This window comes from Kitasatospora sp. NPDC040550, assembly GCF_055594965.1.
This window is the reverse complement of record NZ_JBVIWC010000001.1, coordinates 143,927-160,107: the sequence shown is the minus strand read 5'-3', so window position 1 is coordinate 160,107 and position 16,181 is coordinate 143,927. Positions and strand designations below refer to the sequence as shown.

Below are 16,181 nucleotides of genomic sequence, written 5' to 3'. Positions count from 1 at the left end.
GTCCGGCGGGGCGAGCAGCTGCTGCTGCTGTTGCCCGTGCTGTTCCTGCACCTGATCCGGTGCTGATCTCCTGGCACATGTGCTCTAGCCGGTGCGTGTTCATCAAAGGGGACCGGGTGGCTCTCGGTCCTTCCTGCTGGCCAGTCATCAATGAGTGAGTGAAGAAGCGGTGGTCATGGGAGTCGATGTCGAGCGGGTACGGCCACGACTGCGCGGGGACGTCTACGTCATGCGCGTTCCGGAGGGTGCGTACATCCGCAGCAACCTGGGCGGGTCGATACTGAAGGGCGCCTCGACCTACGAGTTCGTCCAGCGGATCGCGCCGATGCTGGACGGCACCAGGACGCTCGGCGAACTGTGCGCCGCCGTACCGGAGTCCAGTCGTGCCGCGGCGGCGAAGATGATCATGCTGCTGCTCGCCAAGGGGTACGTCAAGAACGTGCTGGACGACCGTCCGCACACCTTGTCCGGCGAGCTGACCGCCACCTACGCGGCCAACATCTCCTTCATCGAGTACTTCACCGACTCGCCCGAACTGCGCTTCGAGACCTACCGCGACAGCTCCGTGGTGCTGACCGGCTCCGGCCCGCTGCTGCAGGCGCTGGCCAACTCCCAGCTGCGCGCCGGTGTGCGGACCGTCCCGCTCGCGCCGTTCGGTGAGTCGCCGTTCGACCGCGACCGCGTCCAGGAGCACCTGGAGGCGTCCCGGGCGCTGGACCCGGAACAGCGGATCGTCGACCTGGACGCGGACGTCGAGCGCGTCGACCTGCTGGCCGCAGACGCCACCATGGTGCTGCACGTCGCCGACCGGCCCATGATCGAGCGTGCTCGCCGGCTCCCCGGGGCCGCGGTCGCCGCAGGTGCCGCGTTCGCCCAGGCCGTGGTGGCGGGGGACGAGGCGTGGATCGGCCCGGTGATCGCGGAGAACGGCGATCCCACGGCCTGGGACTCCGCGTGGCGCCGACTGTTCGCGCTCACACCCGACCTGGTCGGCGCGGACCTGCGGGACCACCCGGAGGTGGCCCCGAGCGAGTTCCTGCGCGGCCCCACCGTCGCGCTGGTCGCCAACCAGCTGTGCTTCGCGGCGTTCCGCCACCTCACCGGCATCGACGCGGGCGCCGGCAGCGACGGCGGCGCCGGGTCCGCCGGCGGAGCCGGGGCCGACCACCTGGTCCGGTTCGACCTGGAGACCCTGGAGACCTCGAAGCACGCGTTCCTGCCGCACCCGCTCGCCCGGCCCGTGGTGCCGGACGACCCGGCCCGGCTGGCCGCCCTGACGACCGCGGCGCCCGTCGACGACGAGGAACTGGCCCGGCGCGCGGTCGACTTCGTCGACCCCCGGACCGGCGTCCTCGCCGAGGTCACCGAGCGCGACCACGAGCAACTGCCGCTGTTCGTCAGCGAGGTCGTGGTCTCCGACCCGGTCGGCCTGGCCGGCGGCCCCTTCCCCGTCCACGGCTGCGGCGAGACCGTGGTCGAGTCGCGCCAGCGCGCCGTCCGGCGGGCGTTCGAGCGCTACGCGGCCGTCATGGTCGACGCCCGCAAGGGCGACCGGCTGTACGGCCTGGACGTGCTGACCGGCGAGCCGGTCGCGGTGGACGCCGCGCAGGTCTTCCCCGCGCGGACCGCGGCCTCCGGCGACGACTGGGCCGCCGCCGTGCGCGCCGCCGTGGTGGCCGAGGCCAACGACGCGGTGGCCGCCGCCCTGTCGACCGCGACCGCACCGCTGCCGCTGCTGGACCTGGACACGGCCGGGCTCACCCCGCGCGCCGAGCGCTACCGGAAGCTGCTGGCGATCGTCGACGAGTCGTTCGACGTCCACGACCTGTCCGGTCTGCTCGGGCTGCCCACCTTCGCCTTCACCACCCCGGCGGGCACCGTCGCCCACGTGAGTGACCTGGACGCCGCCGCGGCCCTGGAACTGGGCCTGGAGCGGACCCTGCTGGCCTACCAGGCCCGGGCCACGGAGCAGCCCGCCTACGCGCCCGCGCCCGTGCCCGACCTGCCCGCGCACCTGCGCGCCACCGCCACCCCGGAGCGGGCCGCGGCGCCCCGCTCGGTGACCCTGGAGGAGGTCGTGGCCGGGCTGACCCGGGAGGGCGGCCGGGTGGTCGCCGTCCCGCTGGACCACGATGCCGCCCTGGCCGGCGCGTGTCCGTTCGTGGTGCGCGCCGTGGTCCTCCATGGCTGACCAGCCGCAGGCGCTCCGCGAACCGCCGCAGGTGCTCCGCGAACCGCGGCAGGTGGTCGTCGGGCCGTGGGCGCCGGACTGCCCGGAGTGCCTGCGCACCCGACGCACCGCGGCGGCGTCCGCCGAACAGGCCGCCGAGCTGGCCGCCGGGGCGCCGGACCGGGAGCTGCCGAGCTTCCTGGCCGACACCGTCGCCGGGCTGGCCTCGGCCCGCCCCGGGGCGCAGCGGTTCCGGACCGTCGACACCGCCACGCTCGCGCTTTCCCGGCACGCCTTCCTCAACGATCCGCACTGCCCGGCCTGTTCGGTGCCGGTGGCCGACACCGAGCAGGGCGCGAAGCCCGTCCGCGAGGTGCGGCCCAAGCCGTCGCCCGGGTCCAGCCGGGTCCGCCCGCTGGAACGGGAGGCGCTCCGGGCGGCCTACGTGGACGAGCGGAGCGGCCTGGTCCCCTCGGTCACCTCGTACAGCGAGCACGCGTTCCCGTTCACCGGGGCCGTCCTGGCCGTACCCGGCGCCACCGCCACGGAACCGGCCGGCTACGGCCGCACCCGGGACTTCGCCTCCGCGTGGTCCATCGCGGTGGCGGAGTCGCTGGAACGGCTGGCCGCGTACGCGCCGGCCAAACGGGCCGGGGTCCGGGCCGGTTACGCCGACGTGGCCGAGTCCGCGATCGACCCCCGCACGCTCGGCCTGTACCCCGAGGAGCGCTTCCTGGTCCCGGACTTCCCGTACCGGAGGTTCACCGAGGACGCGGAGACCGACTGGGTGTGGGGCTACTCCTTCGGGCGCGGCCGGCCCGTGCTGGTGCCGCAGAGCTTCGTCCACTACCGCCTGCCGATGCCGGCCGGTGAGCGCCGGTTCGCCGGTGAGACCTCCAGTGGCAACGCGCTCGGGGGCTGTTACGAGGAGGCCGTGCTGCACGGGATCCTCGAAGTCGCCGAACGCGACGCCTTCCTGATCGCCTGGTACGGGCGGACGCCGCTGCCCCGGATCGACCTCGCCACCGTGCCCGACCGCCGGATCCCGCTGGTGGCCGAGCGCATCGAGCGCCAGGGCTACCGGGTACACGTCTTCGACAGCACCCGGGAGCACGGGATCCCCTCGTTCTGGACGCTCGCCGAGGACGTCGGCGGCGCCGGACGGCCCAGGGCGGTGTCGACCGGCGGCAGTGGACTGAGCCCGGCGGAGGCGATCCTGGCCGCGCTGCACGAACTGAGCCAGACCGTCGAGTACGTGAGCGTCCTCGCGCTCGACCCGCAGTGGGGCGAGCGGGCCCGGTTCCTGGCCGAGCACCCGGACGAGGTCCGGTCGATGGCCGACCACCTGCTCTGCGCGGCCGATCCGGGATCGTTCGACCGGTACGCCTTCCTGCTCGACGACCCGGTCACGTCGACCTGGCAGCAGGGGCTCGAACGCTGGCGGTGGCCGAGCCACACCGACATCGGCGCGGACCTCGACGAGGCCGTCCGGCGCTTCGCGGCGGCCGGGATGGACGTCGTCGCCGTCGACACCACCTCCATGGAACACACAGCGGGAGGATTCAGATGCGTCAAGGTGCTGGCACCGGGCTCGGTGCCGATGACCTTCGGGCACGCGGCCCGGCGGGTGACCGGACTGCCCCGGCTGCCCGAGGTGCGCAACCCGCACCCGCATCCCTTCCCGTGACCGGTCCAGCTGTGACCGGTCCAGCCGTGACCGGTCCAGCCGTGACCGAACCAGCCGTGATCGAACCAGCCGTGAGTGACGAGGAGACCATGACCGAGGGGGCCGCGGCCGCGCAGCAGGCCGGCGTGGGGCGGGAGTTCCTGCGGGTCAGCCTGGAGGACCTCGCCGAGGCGATGGAGACCCGGCAGTCCGAGTACGCCAACCCGGACGAGCCGTTGAAGTTCAAGATCTACCGGGGCCTGCCCCGACGCCCCCTGACCACCAGGGTGCCCAGGACGCTCAGCGCCGTCGAGGCGCTCGACGCGTCGGCGCTGTCCACGCTGCTGCGCTACGGCTACGGCATCTCCCGGCAGGAGTTCGACACCAACGGGACCTGGCCGTACCACCGGATGGTCGCCTCCGCCCGCTGCCTGTTCGCGGTCCAGCTGTACGTGTGCCTGGCCGACGGCGTCTACCACTACGACGCCCCGCACCACTCGCTGGTGCTGCTGCGCGGCGGCGACCACCGGCCGCTGCTGGCCGGGGCGACCGGAACCGCCGGCGCGCAGCCGGAGGCCGTGGTCGTGCTCTCCGGGCTGTTCGCCAAGGCCGCCTACATCTACCGCGACTACGCCTACCGGCTGTGCACCCAGGAGGCCGGGCTGCTCACCGGCAACCTCGACCTGGTCGCGCAGGCCATGGGATTGCGGGCCCGGGTGCACCACCAGTTCCTCGACGAGCCGGTCAACAAGCTGCTCGGACTCGATGCCGATGAGGAACCGGCGCTCGTGGTGCTGCCCCTCCACCTCGCCGGTGCCGGCGCGGGCGCCGAGGACCCCCGCCGCACGGTCGCGGAGACGGCGGCGGCGCTGTCCGCGACCGTCGACCCGATCGAGCCGCAGGTGGTCCGCAGCGGGCTGGCGGTCGCGCGGGCCTGCCCGAGGCTCACGGCCGTCAACCGCGCGTCCTTCCGCACCGACACCGCGGGCTTCGCCACCGCCGAACCGGCCCCGCCCGTCCTGCCCGCCGGGGTCGCCGGGGTCGCCGGGGTCGCCGGGTCCGGCCGCGAGCCGCTGGCCCTGCCCGCCGCCGAGGTCCCGGACCTGGATCTGGCGCAGGTGCTGCGGTCCCGCGATTCCGGCCCCGGCATCTTCCGCCCGGTCGCCTCGCGGGTCGACGGCCTCGAACTGTGGGCGCGGCTGGCCCGGGCCCGTGCGGGGGTCAGCAGCGACGCCGTCCCGGCGGGCGCGCCGGTGCCGGTGGAGATCTACCTGACCGTCGGTGAGCTCACCGGCGTACCGGCCGGCCGCTACCGGCTCGACCAGGCCACCGGCGCACTGCACCCGGTCGGCCCGGACAGCCCGACGGACCCCGGTACGGACGCCCTCACCGCGATCGAACGCGTCACCATACCCGGGCCGGTCTTCCAGGACCTGAACGCCGTCGTCCACCTGGTCGTCGACCGGGACTGGGCGTTCGACACCTTCGGGGACCGCGGCTACCGGGTGCTCAACCAGGAGGCGGGCCTGCTCGCCCACCGCGTCTGCGTCGCGGCCGCCGCGCAGGGCCTCTCCGGCCGGATCGTCAACGCCTACCACGCCGAGGGGGTGCGCGCGGTGCTCGGACTGACCGAGGAGCGCTACGCCCCGGTCTTCCAGATCCTGCTGGCCAGGACCGGACCGGGCGGCCGCGTGATCGTGCCGGTGGAGCCGGAGGCGGCGGAATGACGGATGAATTGACGGACGATTTGACGGACGAACAGTGGCAGGCCGGCCTCGATCCGGTGCGGTACCGGCCCGGCCCGGCCACCGTGGTCCGCCTCGCGGGCAGCCCGGTCGCCGCACTGGACGGGCTGCGCTGTACGGAGAGCTGGCGCACCGCCACCGAGCTGCGCTCGCTGCGCGCCGAGATCGCCGCCGGGGCCGACGCGTTGTCGAAGGCGCTGCACACGGCGATCGGCGCCACCGGAGACGGCGAGCTCAAGGCCCGGCTGGTCGCGGTACGCCGGGCCGTGCACCGCGGCCGCCACGTCGACCCGGTCCGGCTGGCCGAGGTCCCCGCCGAGCTGGCGGACCCGGTCCGCTCCTGGACGGCACGGCTCGCCGAACGCGACCGCCTGCTGGCGGCACTGCCGGAGCGACTCGACCGGGACTGGGCCGCGAGCTACGAAGCCCTGCTCGCCGCCGCCCGGCTGCCCGCCTTCCAACTCGGCCTCGTGCACGCCAATCCGGACCTGTTCCTGGCCCTGCGGAAGTGGTTCGACACCGGCCGCCCACCGCAGCGCCAGACCGTGCTGCGGCTGGCGCAGTACCTGGCGCGTTCCGCGGCCAAGACCAGCCCGTACTCCACCTTCACCAGCAGCGGTCTGGCCGCCTGGGGCAGGGGCGAGGAGATCGTCGAGCCGGCCGGGCCGCGGAGTGCCTCGCCGACCTCGACCGAAGTCAGCGTCGGATCGCTGCACCGGATCGCCCGCGCCGTCTGCGAACGCCCCGAGCTGCTCGGCGGCTGCCGGATCCGGACCAACCCCAGCGCCACCGTCCAGGACGGTGCCCTGCTGTTCCTGGGCCGTCGGCCGGACGAGTACGTGCACAGCCTCGCGCTCACCCCGACCCTGCGCGGGGTGCTGGAGCTGACCACGGGCGAGGTCACCTTCGACGAGCTGCGGGGTACCCTCCTGGCCCGCGCGGCCGACGGGCGCCAGGTCGACGTGTTCCTGCGCCGCCTGGTGACGCTGGGCCTGCTGGAACTGGTCCCGCCGCTCGCCGACCAGTCCGCGGACCCGGTCGGTGACCTGCGCGAGTGGCTCCGGCGGTGTCGGCAGCCCGGCCTGGAGCGGCTGGACCGGACCTTGCAGGAGATGGCCGAGGCGCTGGCGAGCTACCCCGCGGTCGCCGAGCCCGGAGACCGGGTCGCCGTCCGCGACACGGTGGTCCGCGCGCTGGACACCGCGCTGCGCGAGGTCGGCGACCACACCCACGCCCAGAGCCCGAAGCTGGCCCAGGAGTTCGCCCGGTACAGCTTCTACGAGAACGCGGTGGACCCGGGCACCACGGCCGTGCTGGACCGTGCCCGCTGGCGTCCGCTGCTGGACGACCTCGACGCGGTGCGCACCCTGCTCGGACTGATCGGTCCCGACCTGCCGTTCAAGCTCACCCTCGACGCGATGTTCCGGCGCAGCTACCCGGCCGGGGCGCAGGTCCCGCTGGTGGTGTTCTACCGCGACGTCCTGGCCGAGCAGTCCGCCGGCGCCACGCCGGGCCCGGCCGGACGCCGGTCCCGCCCGGCGCACAGCCGGTTCGCCGACGCCGACAGCCCGGTGGCGGCCGTACGCGAGCTGTCCCGCCTGCGCACCGCCGCCAAGCGGCTGCTGGGCGAGCGGACGCCCGACCAGGACGGCGTGGTCAGGGTCGACCCCGAGGAGGTGCGCAAGCTGGCCGAGGAGTGGCCGGACTGGGTCCGCACCCCGACGTCGCTCGCGGTCTACTGCCAGCTGGCCCACGCCGAGCGTGGCCCGGCGCTGGTGGTCAACAGCATCGCCAGCGGCTTCGGCCGCGGCCGCAACCGGGTGCGGCAGATCCTGGACGTCCTCGACCTGCACACCGGCGTCCCGGACGAACCGGGACTGGCGGCGGAGCACGACAACGTGCTGTTCGCCGAGTTCGAGGCGGTGGCCCGGTCCGCCGTGAACGTCCGGAAGCCCGGCGTCGGCCTGGTCGTCGACTACCCCGGGGTGCGTAGCACGCGCGCGGCCGACGACCGGCTGCCGGTCAACGACCTCCACGTGGAGTGCGGCGACGACGGGCTGCTCGCGCTGGTCTCGCGGCGGCTCGGCAAGCGGATCCGCCCGGTGCACCCGGGCCTCGGCGCCGACCGGCTGCTGCCGCCCGCCGCCCGGTTCATGATCGAGGCGTTCGGCGAGTCCAACACCTGGTTCGGCGCGCACACCGAGCTGAGGATGACCTCCGACCCGCGCGCCGACGACGGCGTCCTGCGCCTGCCCCGGTTGACGGTCGGCGACGTGGTGCTGCGCCGCGCCATGTGGATGACCCGCGCCGACCGGCTGCCCCGGCGGGCCGATGCCGCGACCGGCGCGGCCTGGATGTTGACGGTCGCCGACTGGCTGGCCGAACACGGCATCCCGGAACGGTGCTTCGTCACCGTCCTCGACCCGGCCTCGCTGGTGGCGGGCGGGAGCGGCCGGCGGCCGGGGAACGACACCAAACCGAACTACGTGGATTTCGCGAGCACGCTGCTGCTGCTCGGCCTGGAACGCCGGCTCACCGAGCCGGACGCGATCGTGCAGATCAGCGAGATGCTGCCGGACCCCGGCCAGGTCCGCGGCGAGCACGTGGCGGAGTACATCGTGGAACTGAACGAGCCCGGAGTCACCTATGTCTGAGATGTCCGAGATGGCTGAGTCGGCTGAGATGGCTGAGGCCACTGAGCACACCTGGGTCAGCGCCCATCTCTTCTACCACGGCGACCAGGACGCCGTGATCATCGGTGTCGTCAAGCCCGCCGTCGAGCGGCTGAGCCGGGCCGGACTGGTCGACGGCTTCTTCTTCCTCCGCTACTGGGAGGGCGGCCCGCACGTGCGGCTGCGGCTGCGGACCCGGCCGGAGCACGTCCAGGAGGTGCGCTCGGTCGTCGAGGAGAGCGCAGCGGGGTTCTACCGGACGACGCCGTCGACCTCCGGGCTGACCGAGCGGGCCTACGCCGAGTCCGCGGCCGAACTCGCCGCGCTGGAGCGGATGGCCGACCACGACCCGGTGCTGCACCCGGACAACTCGATCGCGTTCATCGACTACGTGCCCGAGACCGAGGCGTTCGGCACCGGCCGCTCCCTGGAGGCCGTCGAGAAGCAGTTCATGGCGTCCAGCGTGCTGGCGCTCCAACTGATCGCCCGCGGCCGGACCTCCGGGCAGCGCGCCATGGACGCCTTCGCCATGATGGCCGCCAATCGTACGGTCTTCACCGGCATCCTGCCCGAACTCGCCTACCAGGCACGGTTCCTGGTGGAGAGCGGTGGAGCGGCGGCGGACGTGCTGGGAACGCCGGACTTCGAGCGGCACTTCGAGGCCAACAAGGCCCAGCTGCGTGCCTCCCTGGAGACGGTCTGGGCCGTGACCAGGGGAACGGCCCTGCCCGCCGCGTCCGTGACCGGCAGCTGGCTCAGGACCGTACGGGAGGCCAACGACACCCTGGTCGAACTGGAGCTGCTCGGCCGCCTCGACGCCTACCCCGACTTCGAGGCCCCGGCCGACGTGCTCCAGCACATCAACCACCTGGTCCCGCAGCTGATCGTGGAGCGCTGCACCCACCTGATGTGCAACCGGCTCGGCATCAGCCTGGCCCAGGAGTCCCACCTGCGGCTGCTCCTGACCCGGGCCGCCTTCGACCTGTGCGCGGTGTGAACCCCATGAGCGACGAGGCGACCCGCTACCAGGACAGCGTGCACACGCCGACGGAGGTGGCGAACCCGGAGGCGTTCCCGCCCCGGCTGGTCAAGAGCTACCCGGGCGCGCAGAGGCATCCGCTGCCCTGGCCGCCGGAGAAGTCCGCGCACCGGCTCGGCCGGCTGCTGGCCGAGCTCGGCGGCATCACCCGCGCCCAGTGGCTGACCCCGCTGGACATGCTGCCCTTCACCGACAGCTTCGAGGCCATTCCGGACGACGACCCGCTGCAGTGGCTGGTGACCCGCCGCCCGACGCCCTCGGGGGGCGCCCGGTACAGCGCCGAGTGGTACGTGATCGCCGGGCCCGACTCGGAGGTCCCGACCGGCGTCCACTACTACGACCCGGCCCGGCACGACCTGGTGCGCCTGCGCTCCGGCGACCACCGCGGCTGGGTGGCCGCCCGGCCGGCCGGCACGCTCCTGGTGCACACCAGTGTGTTCTGGCGGCTGGCCGCCAAGTACGGCGAGATGTACTACCGCCTCGCCTGCCTGGAAGCGGGCATCCAGGTGGCCCAGGCCCTGGTGGTCGGGGCCGAGGACGGCGCCTCGGCCCGGCTCTGCTTCCCCGACGCCGACGTCGCCGAGCTGCTGGGGCTGGACCCGAAGGCGGAGGGGGTGCACGCCGTGGTCGAGCTGGTCGCCCCGGTGCCCGCCGCGTTCGAGGGCCCCTCGCTGGCCGCCTTCCCGCGCGCCTTCGCCGCGCACGCGGCCGTGCTCCGGCAGAGCCGCCCCGCCCCCGAGCCGCTGCCGACCGTGCCCCCCGGGGAGGGGGAGGCCGGGCGGATCAGCCTCCCGCACGCGGAGGCGGACCTGCGGGCCGGCACCCGGAACCGCCGGGCGGCCATGCGCGGCTTCAAGGCCGACACCATGTCGATCGGCACCCTGGCCACCGTCCTGACCGCCTACGGGCGGCAGGAGAACTGGGACCTGCCGGCCGGTCTGGTCGAGTTCTACTGCGTCGTCGCCGACGTGGCCGGAGTCCCGGACGGTGCCTACCGCTACCTCCCCGACGAGCACCGGCTGGAGCTGGTCGGCGAGGGCAACCCCCGGCAGCGGCTCCGCGAGGCCGCGCTGGCCGCACTGACCCAGCAGGGCGCCCGCACGGCGAACCTCTGGCTGCTGCCGGTGGGCGACGCCGAGGCCGCCGAGGAGCGCTTCGGTGCCCGCTGGTACCGCGTCCAGCAGGCCGCCGCCGGAGCGGCCCTGCACCGGGCCTGCCTGGCCGCCGCGTCCGTGGGCGTGGCCGGCCGGATCCAGAACGACGTGCTCACCCACCTGCTGGACGCCTGGTTCGGGCTGGAGGGGCGCAGGCGCAGCCTGCTGGTGGCGCAGCTGGGCACCGAGCACCCGGCCGGGCCGCGCCCCGAGTTCCGGCTGACCTGGTGAGGAGGAACGGCTCGTGAGCGACACCGTCCTGGGCGAGGGCCTGTTGGCCGACGCGATCGCCCGGCGCCCGCCGTCGATGCTGGTGGTGGCGCGCGACGGCTGGGACACCGGCGGCTGGACCGAGGCGCACGACCGGGGCGAACCCTGGCTGCCGGTGTGGACCGAGCTGGACCGGGTCGTGATCGGCCCGCTGGTGCGGCCCGGCGAACCCGGCTGCGCCTGGTGCCTGCAGACCTGGCGCTCCAGCGCGCCCGAACGCGCGCCCTGGACGGCCGAACTGCGCGCGGACGAACGGATCGCGACCAGCGCGTCGAGCTGGCTGTCCGGCTTCGCCGCCGAGGCCGTGCGCGAGGTGCTGCACTCGGGCGCCGCTGCGGACCGCTGCTGGTACCTCGACCTGCGCGACCTGTCGCTGACCAGGCACGCGTTCCTCCCCGACCCGCTGTGCGCGGTCTGCGGCGCCCTACCCGAGGACACCGCGGAACGCGCCGTGATCGCGCCGGTCTCCCGGCCCAAGCCCCGGGCCCGCGCCAGCCGGATCGGCGAACTCTCCGAAGCCCGGCTCACCGAGCTCTACGTGGACGCCGAGACCGGGGTGGTCGCCCCGCCGCGCGGCATGCGCGACTCGATGGTCCCGCTGACCGAATCGGTCCTGTCCGAGTACGGCTACCGGGGCGAGGCGGGGTTCGGGCGCACCCGGGACTTCGCCTCCAGCCGGGCCACCGCCGTCGCCGAGGCACTGGAGCGGCTCGGCGGCCAGTGGCCCTGGGGCAAGCGGACCGCCGTGCGCGGCAGCTACGCGGAACTGGCCGGGGACGCCCTGGACCCGCGTTCGCTCGGCCTGCTCGCCCCCGAGCGCTACCGCGAGCCGGACTGCGCCTACCAGCCGTTCACCGAGGACGCCGTGGTCGACTGGGTGTGGGCGTACTCCTTCGTCCGGGCCCGGCCGGTGCTCGTGCCGGAGACCCACGCGTACTACCGGACGCAGTTCCGGCCGGGGGCCCGGACGGGCGAGCGGAGGGACAAGCCCTTCACCTTCGAGATCTCCAACGGCTGCGCGCTCGGCGGCTGCGTCGAGGAGGCGATCCTGCACGGGATCCTCGAAGTCGTCGAGCGCGACGCCTTCCTGATGACCTGGTACGCCCGGATGCCCGTGCCCGAGGTGGACCTCGCCCGGGCGCCCGATCCGCGCATCCGGCTCCTCGCGGAACGCATCGAGCGCACCGGCTGCCGGGTGCGGGCCTTCGACATCACCCTGACCGAGGGGATCCGCGCGTTCTGGGTGCTCGCCCAGGACACCACCGGCGACGACACCCGGCCGAAGGTCGTCTGCACCAGCGGCTCGGCCCTGGACCCGGTCGCCGCCGTGCTCACCGCCCTCGGCGAACTGGCACCCATCGTCGAACAGGAACAGGCCAGGTACCCGGCCGAGGCGGAACGGGCCCGCCGGATGGTCACCGACCCCGAACTGGTGCGGATCATGACCGACCACTCGTTGGGCAACGCGACGCCCGAGGCCCTCGACCGCTGGTCCTTCCTGCTCGACGGCGACCGCCTGACCGGCTGGGACGAGGTGATCGCCCGCAACCCCTGGCCGCTCCACGCCGACCTGCGGGACGACCTGACCGAGGCCGTCGACCGGATGCTGGCGGGCGGCATGGACGTCGTGGTCGTCGACCAGACCTCGCCCCTGCACCGGGCCGCCGGCCTGCACTGCGTGAAGGTGATCGTGCCCGGCTCCCTGTCCATGACCTTCGGGCACCGCAACCGCCGCACCGCCGGGCTGTCCCGGCCGCTGGAGGTGCCCCACCGGCTCGGCCACGCGCCGCACCCGCTGACCGAAGCCGACCTCAACCCCCACCCCCACCCGTTCCCATGACCACCCACGCCACCACCTTCGGAGTACGCGTCGCGGGCCTGCCCGCGGACGTGGTCGAGCACCTCGCCGACCAGCGGCTGCGGCACGAGCTGCTTGCGCTGTCCCGTACGGCCGCCGAACTGCGGAGCGGCGCCGGAGCGCTGTCCGAGCGCTGCCACACCGTGATCGGGGACCTGCGCGACCCCGCGTCCAAGCCCAGGCTGGTCGCGCTGCGCCGTACGGTGCACCAGCTGCGCGACCCGGCCCGGCTGCTCGCCGACCCCGGGACGGCCGCCGCCCTCGGTACCGAACTCGCTTCGGAAATAGCCGAGTTCGGCCACCGACTGGCCCGGTACCGGGCCAGTCGGGCGCAGCTGCCGACCGTCGTCGCCGAAGCGGCCGCGGCGGTCGACGCCCGGCTGCGCGAGATCGGCGCGGATCCCCGGTTCGACCAGGGCCTCGCCCACGCCAGCCCCACCCTGCACCAGGTGCTCGGACGCCGCCCCGGGCGGCAGGAGCTGATCCGACTGGCCGTCTACGCCGCCCGCGCCGCCGTCAGGACCAGCCCCTTCACCACCTTCACCGCCAGCGGCCTCGGCCGGTTCGTCCCGGACGGGCCGGCCCTGCGCTGGGCCGGCACGGAGCCGGCCCGGTCGGTCGTCGAACTCGACCTGTCGGTCCTCACCCCGCTGGCCACCGGCGCGACCGAGCCGACCGTCCGGATCAGCCCCAGCGCGCGCCTGGACGCCGACACCGTGCGCTTCCTCGGCCCCGCGCCGGCGGAGGACCTCCTCACCCTCCCGCTGACCCCGCCGCTGCGGCACTGCCTGCGCGCCGCCGCCACCCGGCCGACCCTCGCCGCGCTGGCGGCGGGCTTCCCCGCACCGCCGGAGCGGACGGCCGGATACCTGCGCTCGCTCGTGACCAGCGGACTGCTCCTGCTCCAGCCGGACTTCGACGACCAAGGCCTCGATCCGCTGCGGCAGTTGGCGGAGCGGCTCCCCGCGCTGGCCCCGCTCCGGGAGGGCCTGAGCGAGTACGGCAGCGCGGCGGGAGCCGACCGCGTCGTGCTCGGGGAGGCGCTGCACGGGCGACTGCGTGGCGTCGGCATCACCGGCAAACTGCGGGACGTGGTGACCGAGCAGTCGGTCATCCCCGGAGTCGTGGTCGAGGCGGGCCTGCCGTCCTGGCAGGAGGCCCTGGACGACCTGGCACTCGGCTGCCGGCTGCTCGCCCTCTTCGACTGCACGCTGCCGTTCAAACTGGCGATCGCCGCGTTCGTCCGGGAGCGCTTCGGCGCAGCGGCACCGGTGCCGTTCGACCGGTTCTACGCCGAACTCCTCCGCGACGGCCGCGAGGCCAGGCGACTGCACCCCGCCGCGGTCGCCTTCGCCATGGCCGGGCTGACCGCCGTCCTGGCCGCCAGCCCGGTCGCGGAGGTGCGCCGACTGGCGGAGCTGATCGCCGAGGTCCGGCGCGCGCTGCCGGACCGGCGGCGGATCGAGCAGGTGCTGGACGCGCTGCCCCCCTGGGTGCGTCCGCCCGGATCGGTCGCCGTCTACGCCCAGCGCGACGGCGACGAGCTGATCGTCAACGCCGTCAACTCCGGCTTCGGCCGGGGTCGATCGCAGGTGCGCCGACTGCTGCGCCGCCTCGGGGAGGACCCGCTCCCGGTCGACACGGTGTACCCGGGCGCGCCGACGTACGCGGAGTTCACCCAGACCCTCGCCACCTCGCTCAACCAGCGCGAGCCCGCCCTGCCGGACCGGCTCGACTACCCGCCGCCCGCCCGGCTGACCGTCGGCCTGGACGGCGACGGACTGCCGGCCCTGTTCGACGACGGCGCGGCCGTCCGACCGGTCCACAACGGACTGTCCTACGAGCGGCAGTTCCCGCCGGTCATGGCCCTGCTGGTCGAGGCGTTCGGCGAGAGCCCGCTGCTGCTGCGCCCCGACCAGCCGCTCCAGCACGACGCGGGCGCCGGGAGCGGGCAGGGCCGGGTGCTGCACGCGCCGCGGCTGAGCATCGGACGCGTGGTGCTCCGCCGGGCGACCTGGGTGGCCCAGCCGGGGACGCTGCCACGCCGCGCGGCCGGGCAGTCCGACGCGGACTTCCTGCTCCTGCTGACCACCTGGCTGACCGGACTCGGCCTGCCCCCACGGTTCTTCGTGTCCGTGCTGCCGACTGGCGTCGTCGCGGACGGGTCGGTCGCGAGCGACCGACGCCGCAAGCCGATGTACGTCGACATCGGGTCACCGCCACTCGTCCTGGCCTTCGAGCGACTGGCCGGGGACCCGGCGAACGCGGCGGTGTTCCAGGAGGTCGCGCCGAGGCCCGAGGCCGCGCTCCTCGACCACCAGGGGGTGCCCAGAGTCACCGAATACGTCATCGAGCTCAACTGCCGAGGAGACCGGGAATGACAGAGACCTTGTGGCGCACGGTGAACGTGTTCCACCACGACCGGGACCGCACCGATCTGCTGCTCGACGCGGTACGCCCGTTCATGGCGGCGGTGTCCCCGGCGGCGCGGCGGGTGTACTTCCAGCCGCACTGGCGGCGCGGGCCGCACGTGCGGATCGCGATCCAGGCGGGCGCGGAGGTCTTCGACGGCGTGGTCGCACCCGCCGCGGCCGACGTGCTGGAGCCGTACCTGCGGGCGCACCCGTCGACGGCGGTCCTGGACGAGCGGGCCTCGCACGCCGAGCACGTCCGGCTCGCCGCGGTGGAGCGCGAACACGGCCCGCTGACCCCCTGGGCGCCCAACAACAGCGTCGGGACCGAGCCCTACGACCGGCGCGAGCACGTGCTCGGCGGCCCGGCCGCGGCCGACCTGCTCGCCGACTACTACGTCGACACCAACGACCTCGTCTTCGACGTCCTCGACCGGATCCGCGCCGGCGGCTCGAAGACGGCCCTCGCGGTCGACCTCTTCATCGCGGCGGCGCACCGCTTCCTCCCGCCGGTGACCTACGGCTACCTGTCCTACCGCGGACACGCCGACGCCTTCCTGGCGAAGCAGCCCGACGGCCTGCGCGCCCGCTTCGACCAGGTCTACGAGGCCAACGCCGCGACCTTCCGGCAGCGGGTGGTCGAGATCACCGGGGCCACCGACCACCACGACGTGGTGCGGTCCGGCGAGCTCCTCGACACCCTGCTGCGCTACCGCGACCGGGCCGACCGGCTGATCGGCACCGGGGAGTTGGCGCTCGACACCGACCCGGACGGCGACCCGGAGGCCTGGGGCTCCAGCTGGAGCGCCTGGTCGGACCGCAGCCCCTTCCACCGGGTGCTCGGCGGCCACCGGCCGGCGGCCGACCAGCTCGGCGGCTGGACCACCTTCAAGCGGTACCGGGTCGTCCTCAACTGGATGTACCTCAACGCCTACCGGTTCGGCATCGGCGAGCTGGAACGCAACCTGATCTGCCACGTGGTCTCCCGGGCCGTCGAGGACGTGTACGGAGTGACGGCGATGGACCGCATCGAGGACCTGATCGGTTTCGTCGACAGCGGCGGTCGGCTGTGACCGGGACCAGGGGATTCATGTCCCGGGTGCTCGGCCGGGGCAACTCGGGGTAGGCAACCCGGGGTAGGTAACCCGGGGTAGGCAACCCGGGGTGGGGAACCGCGGGGCAACCAAGGAGGATGA

9 protein-coding genes are annotated in these 16,181 nt (G+C 74.2%); all 9 read left to right on the top strand.

The window, feature by feature from the left end; translation table 11 throughout:
* The first annotated feature begins 175 nt into the window (after nucleotides 1–175).
* Nucleotides 176–2,191, top strand: a complete 2,016-nt coding sequence (locus tag ACZ58X_RS00705; protein ID WP_470331479.1) for a hypothetical protein — start codon at nucleotides 176–178, stop codon at nucleotides 2,189–2,191.
* On the top strand, nucleotides 2,184–3,857 hold the full coding sequence (locus ACZ58X_RS00700; RefSeq protein WP_470331478.1) for a TOMM precursor leader peptide-binding protein: 1,674 nt from the start codon (nucleotides 2,184–2,186) through the stop codon (nucleotides 3,855–3,857). Before ACZ58X_RS00705 ends, ACZ58X_RS00700 begins: the two co-directional genes overlap by 8 nt.
* A 71-nt stretch (nucleotides 3,858–3,928) precedes the next feature.
* Nucleotides 3,929–5,563: a SagB family peptide dehydrogenase gene (locus ACZ58X_RS00695; protein ID WP_470331477.1), complete on the top strand. Its 1,635-nt coding sequence runs from the start codon at nucleotides 3,929–3,931 to the stop codon at nucleotides 5,561–5,563.
* Nucleotides 5,560–8,235, top strand: coding sequence for a hypothetical protein (locus ACZ58X_RS00690; RefSeq protein WP_470331476.1), 2,676 nt, complete (start codon nucleotides 5,560–5,562; stop codon nucleotides 8,233–8,235). The genes ACZ58X_RS00695 and ACZ58X_RS00690 overlap by 4 nt, the downstream gene beginning before the upstream one ends.
* Nucleotides 8,236–8,263: 28 nt before the next feature.
* Complete coding sequence (locus ACZ58X_RS00685; protein WP_470331475.1) at nucleotides 8,264–9,250, top strand: thiopeptide-type bacteriocin biosynthesis protein; 987 nt, start codon at nucleotides 8,264–8,266, stop codon at nucleotides 9,248–9,250.
* A gap of 5 nt (nucleotides 9,251–9,255) precedes the next feature.
* Nucleotides 9,256–10,677: a nitroreductase family protein gene (locus ACZ58X_RS00680; protein ID WP_470331474.1), complete on the top strand. Its 1,422-nt coding sequence runs from the start codon at nucleotides 9,256–9,258 to the stop codon at nucleotides 10,675–10,677.
* A 13-nt stretch (nucleotides 10,678–10,690) separates the two neighbouring features.
* Complete coding sequence (locus ACZ58X_RS00675) at nucleotides 10,691–12,556, top strand: TOMM precursor leader peptide-binding protein (protein ID WP_470331473.1); 1,866 nt, start codon at nucleotides 10,691–10,693, stop codon at nucleotides 12,554–12,556.
* Nucleotides 12,553–14,955: a lantibiotic dehydratase gene (locus tag ACZ58X_RS00670; protein ID WP_470331472.1), complete on the top strand. Its 2,403-nt coding sequence runs from the start codon at nucleotides 12,553–12,555 to the stop codon at nucleotides 14,953–14,955. The genes ACZ58X_RS00675 and ACZ58X_RS00670 overlap by 4 nt, the downstream gene beginning before the upstream one ends.
* Complete coding sequence (locus ACZ58X_RS00665; RefSeq protein ID WP_470331471.1) at nucleotides 14,952–16,058, top strand: thiopeptide maturation pyridine synthase; 1,107 nt, start codon at nucleotides 14,952–14,954, stop codon at nucleotides 16,056–16,058. Before ACZ58X_RS00670 ends, ACZ58X_RS00665 begins: the two co-directional genes overlap by 4 nt.
* Nucleotides 16,059–16,181 lie beyond the last annotated feature (123 nt).

Bases quoted from the DNA above. Each gene is read 5' to 3' on its own strand.
- ACZ58X_RS00700 (WP_470331478.1), top strand. From the start codon at position 2,184: ATGGCTGACCAGCCGCAGGCGCTCCGCGAACCGCCGCAGGTGCTCCGC.
- ACZ58X_RS00670 (WP_470331472.1), top strand. From the start codon at position 12,553: ATGACCACCCACGCCACCACCTTCGGAGTACGCGTCGCGGGCCTGCCC.
- ACZ58X_RS00690 (WP_470331476.1), top strand. From the start codon at position 5,560: ATGACGGATGAATTGACGGACGATTTGACGGACGAACAGTGGCAGGCC.
- ACZ58X_RS00665 (WP_470331471.1), top strand. From the start codon at position 14,952: ATGACAGAGACCTTGTGGCGCACGGTGAACGTGTTCCACCACGACCGG.
- ACZ58X_RS00680 (WP_470331474.1), top strand. From the start codon at position 9,256: ATGAGCGACGAGGCGACCCGCTACCAGGACAGCGTGCACACGCCGACG.
- ACZ58X_RS00705 (WP_470331479.1), top strand. From the start codon at position 176: ATGGGAGTCGATGTCGAGCGGGTACGGCCACGACTGCGCGGGGACGTC.
- ACZ58X_RS00685 (WP_470331475.1), top strand. From the start codon at position 8,264: ATGGCTGAGGCCACTGAGCACACCTGGGTCAGCGCCCATCTCTTCTAC.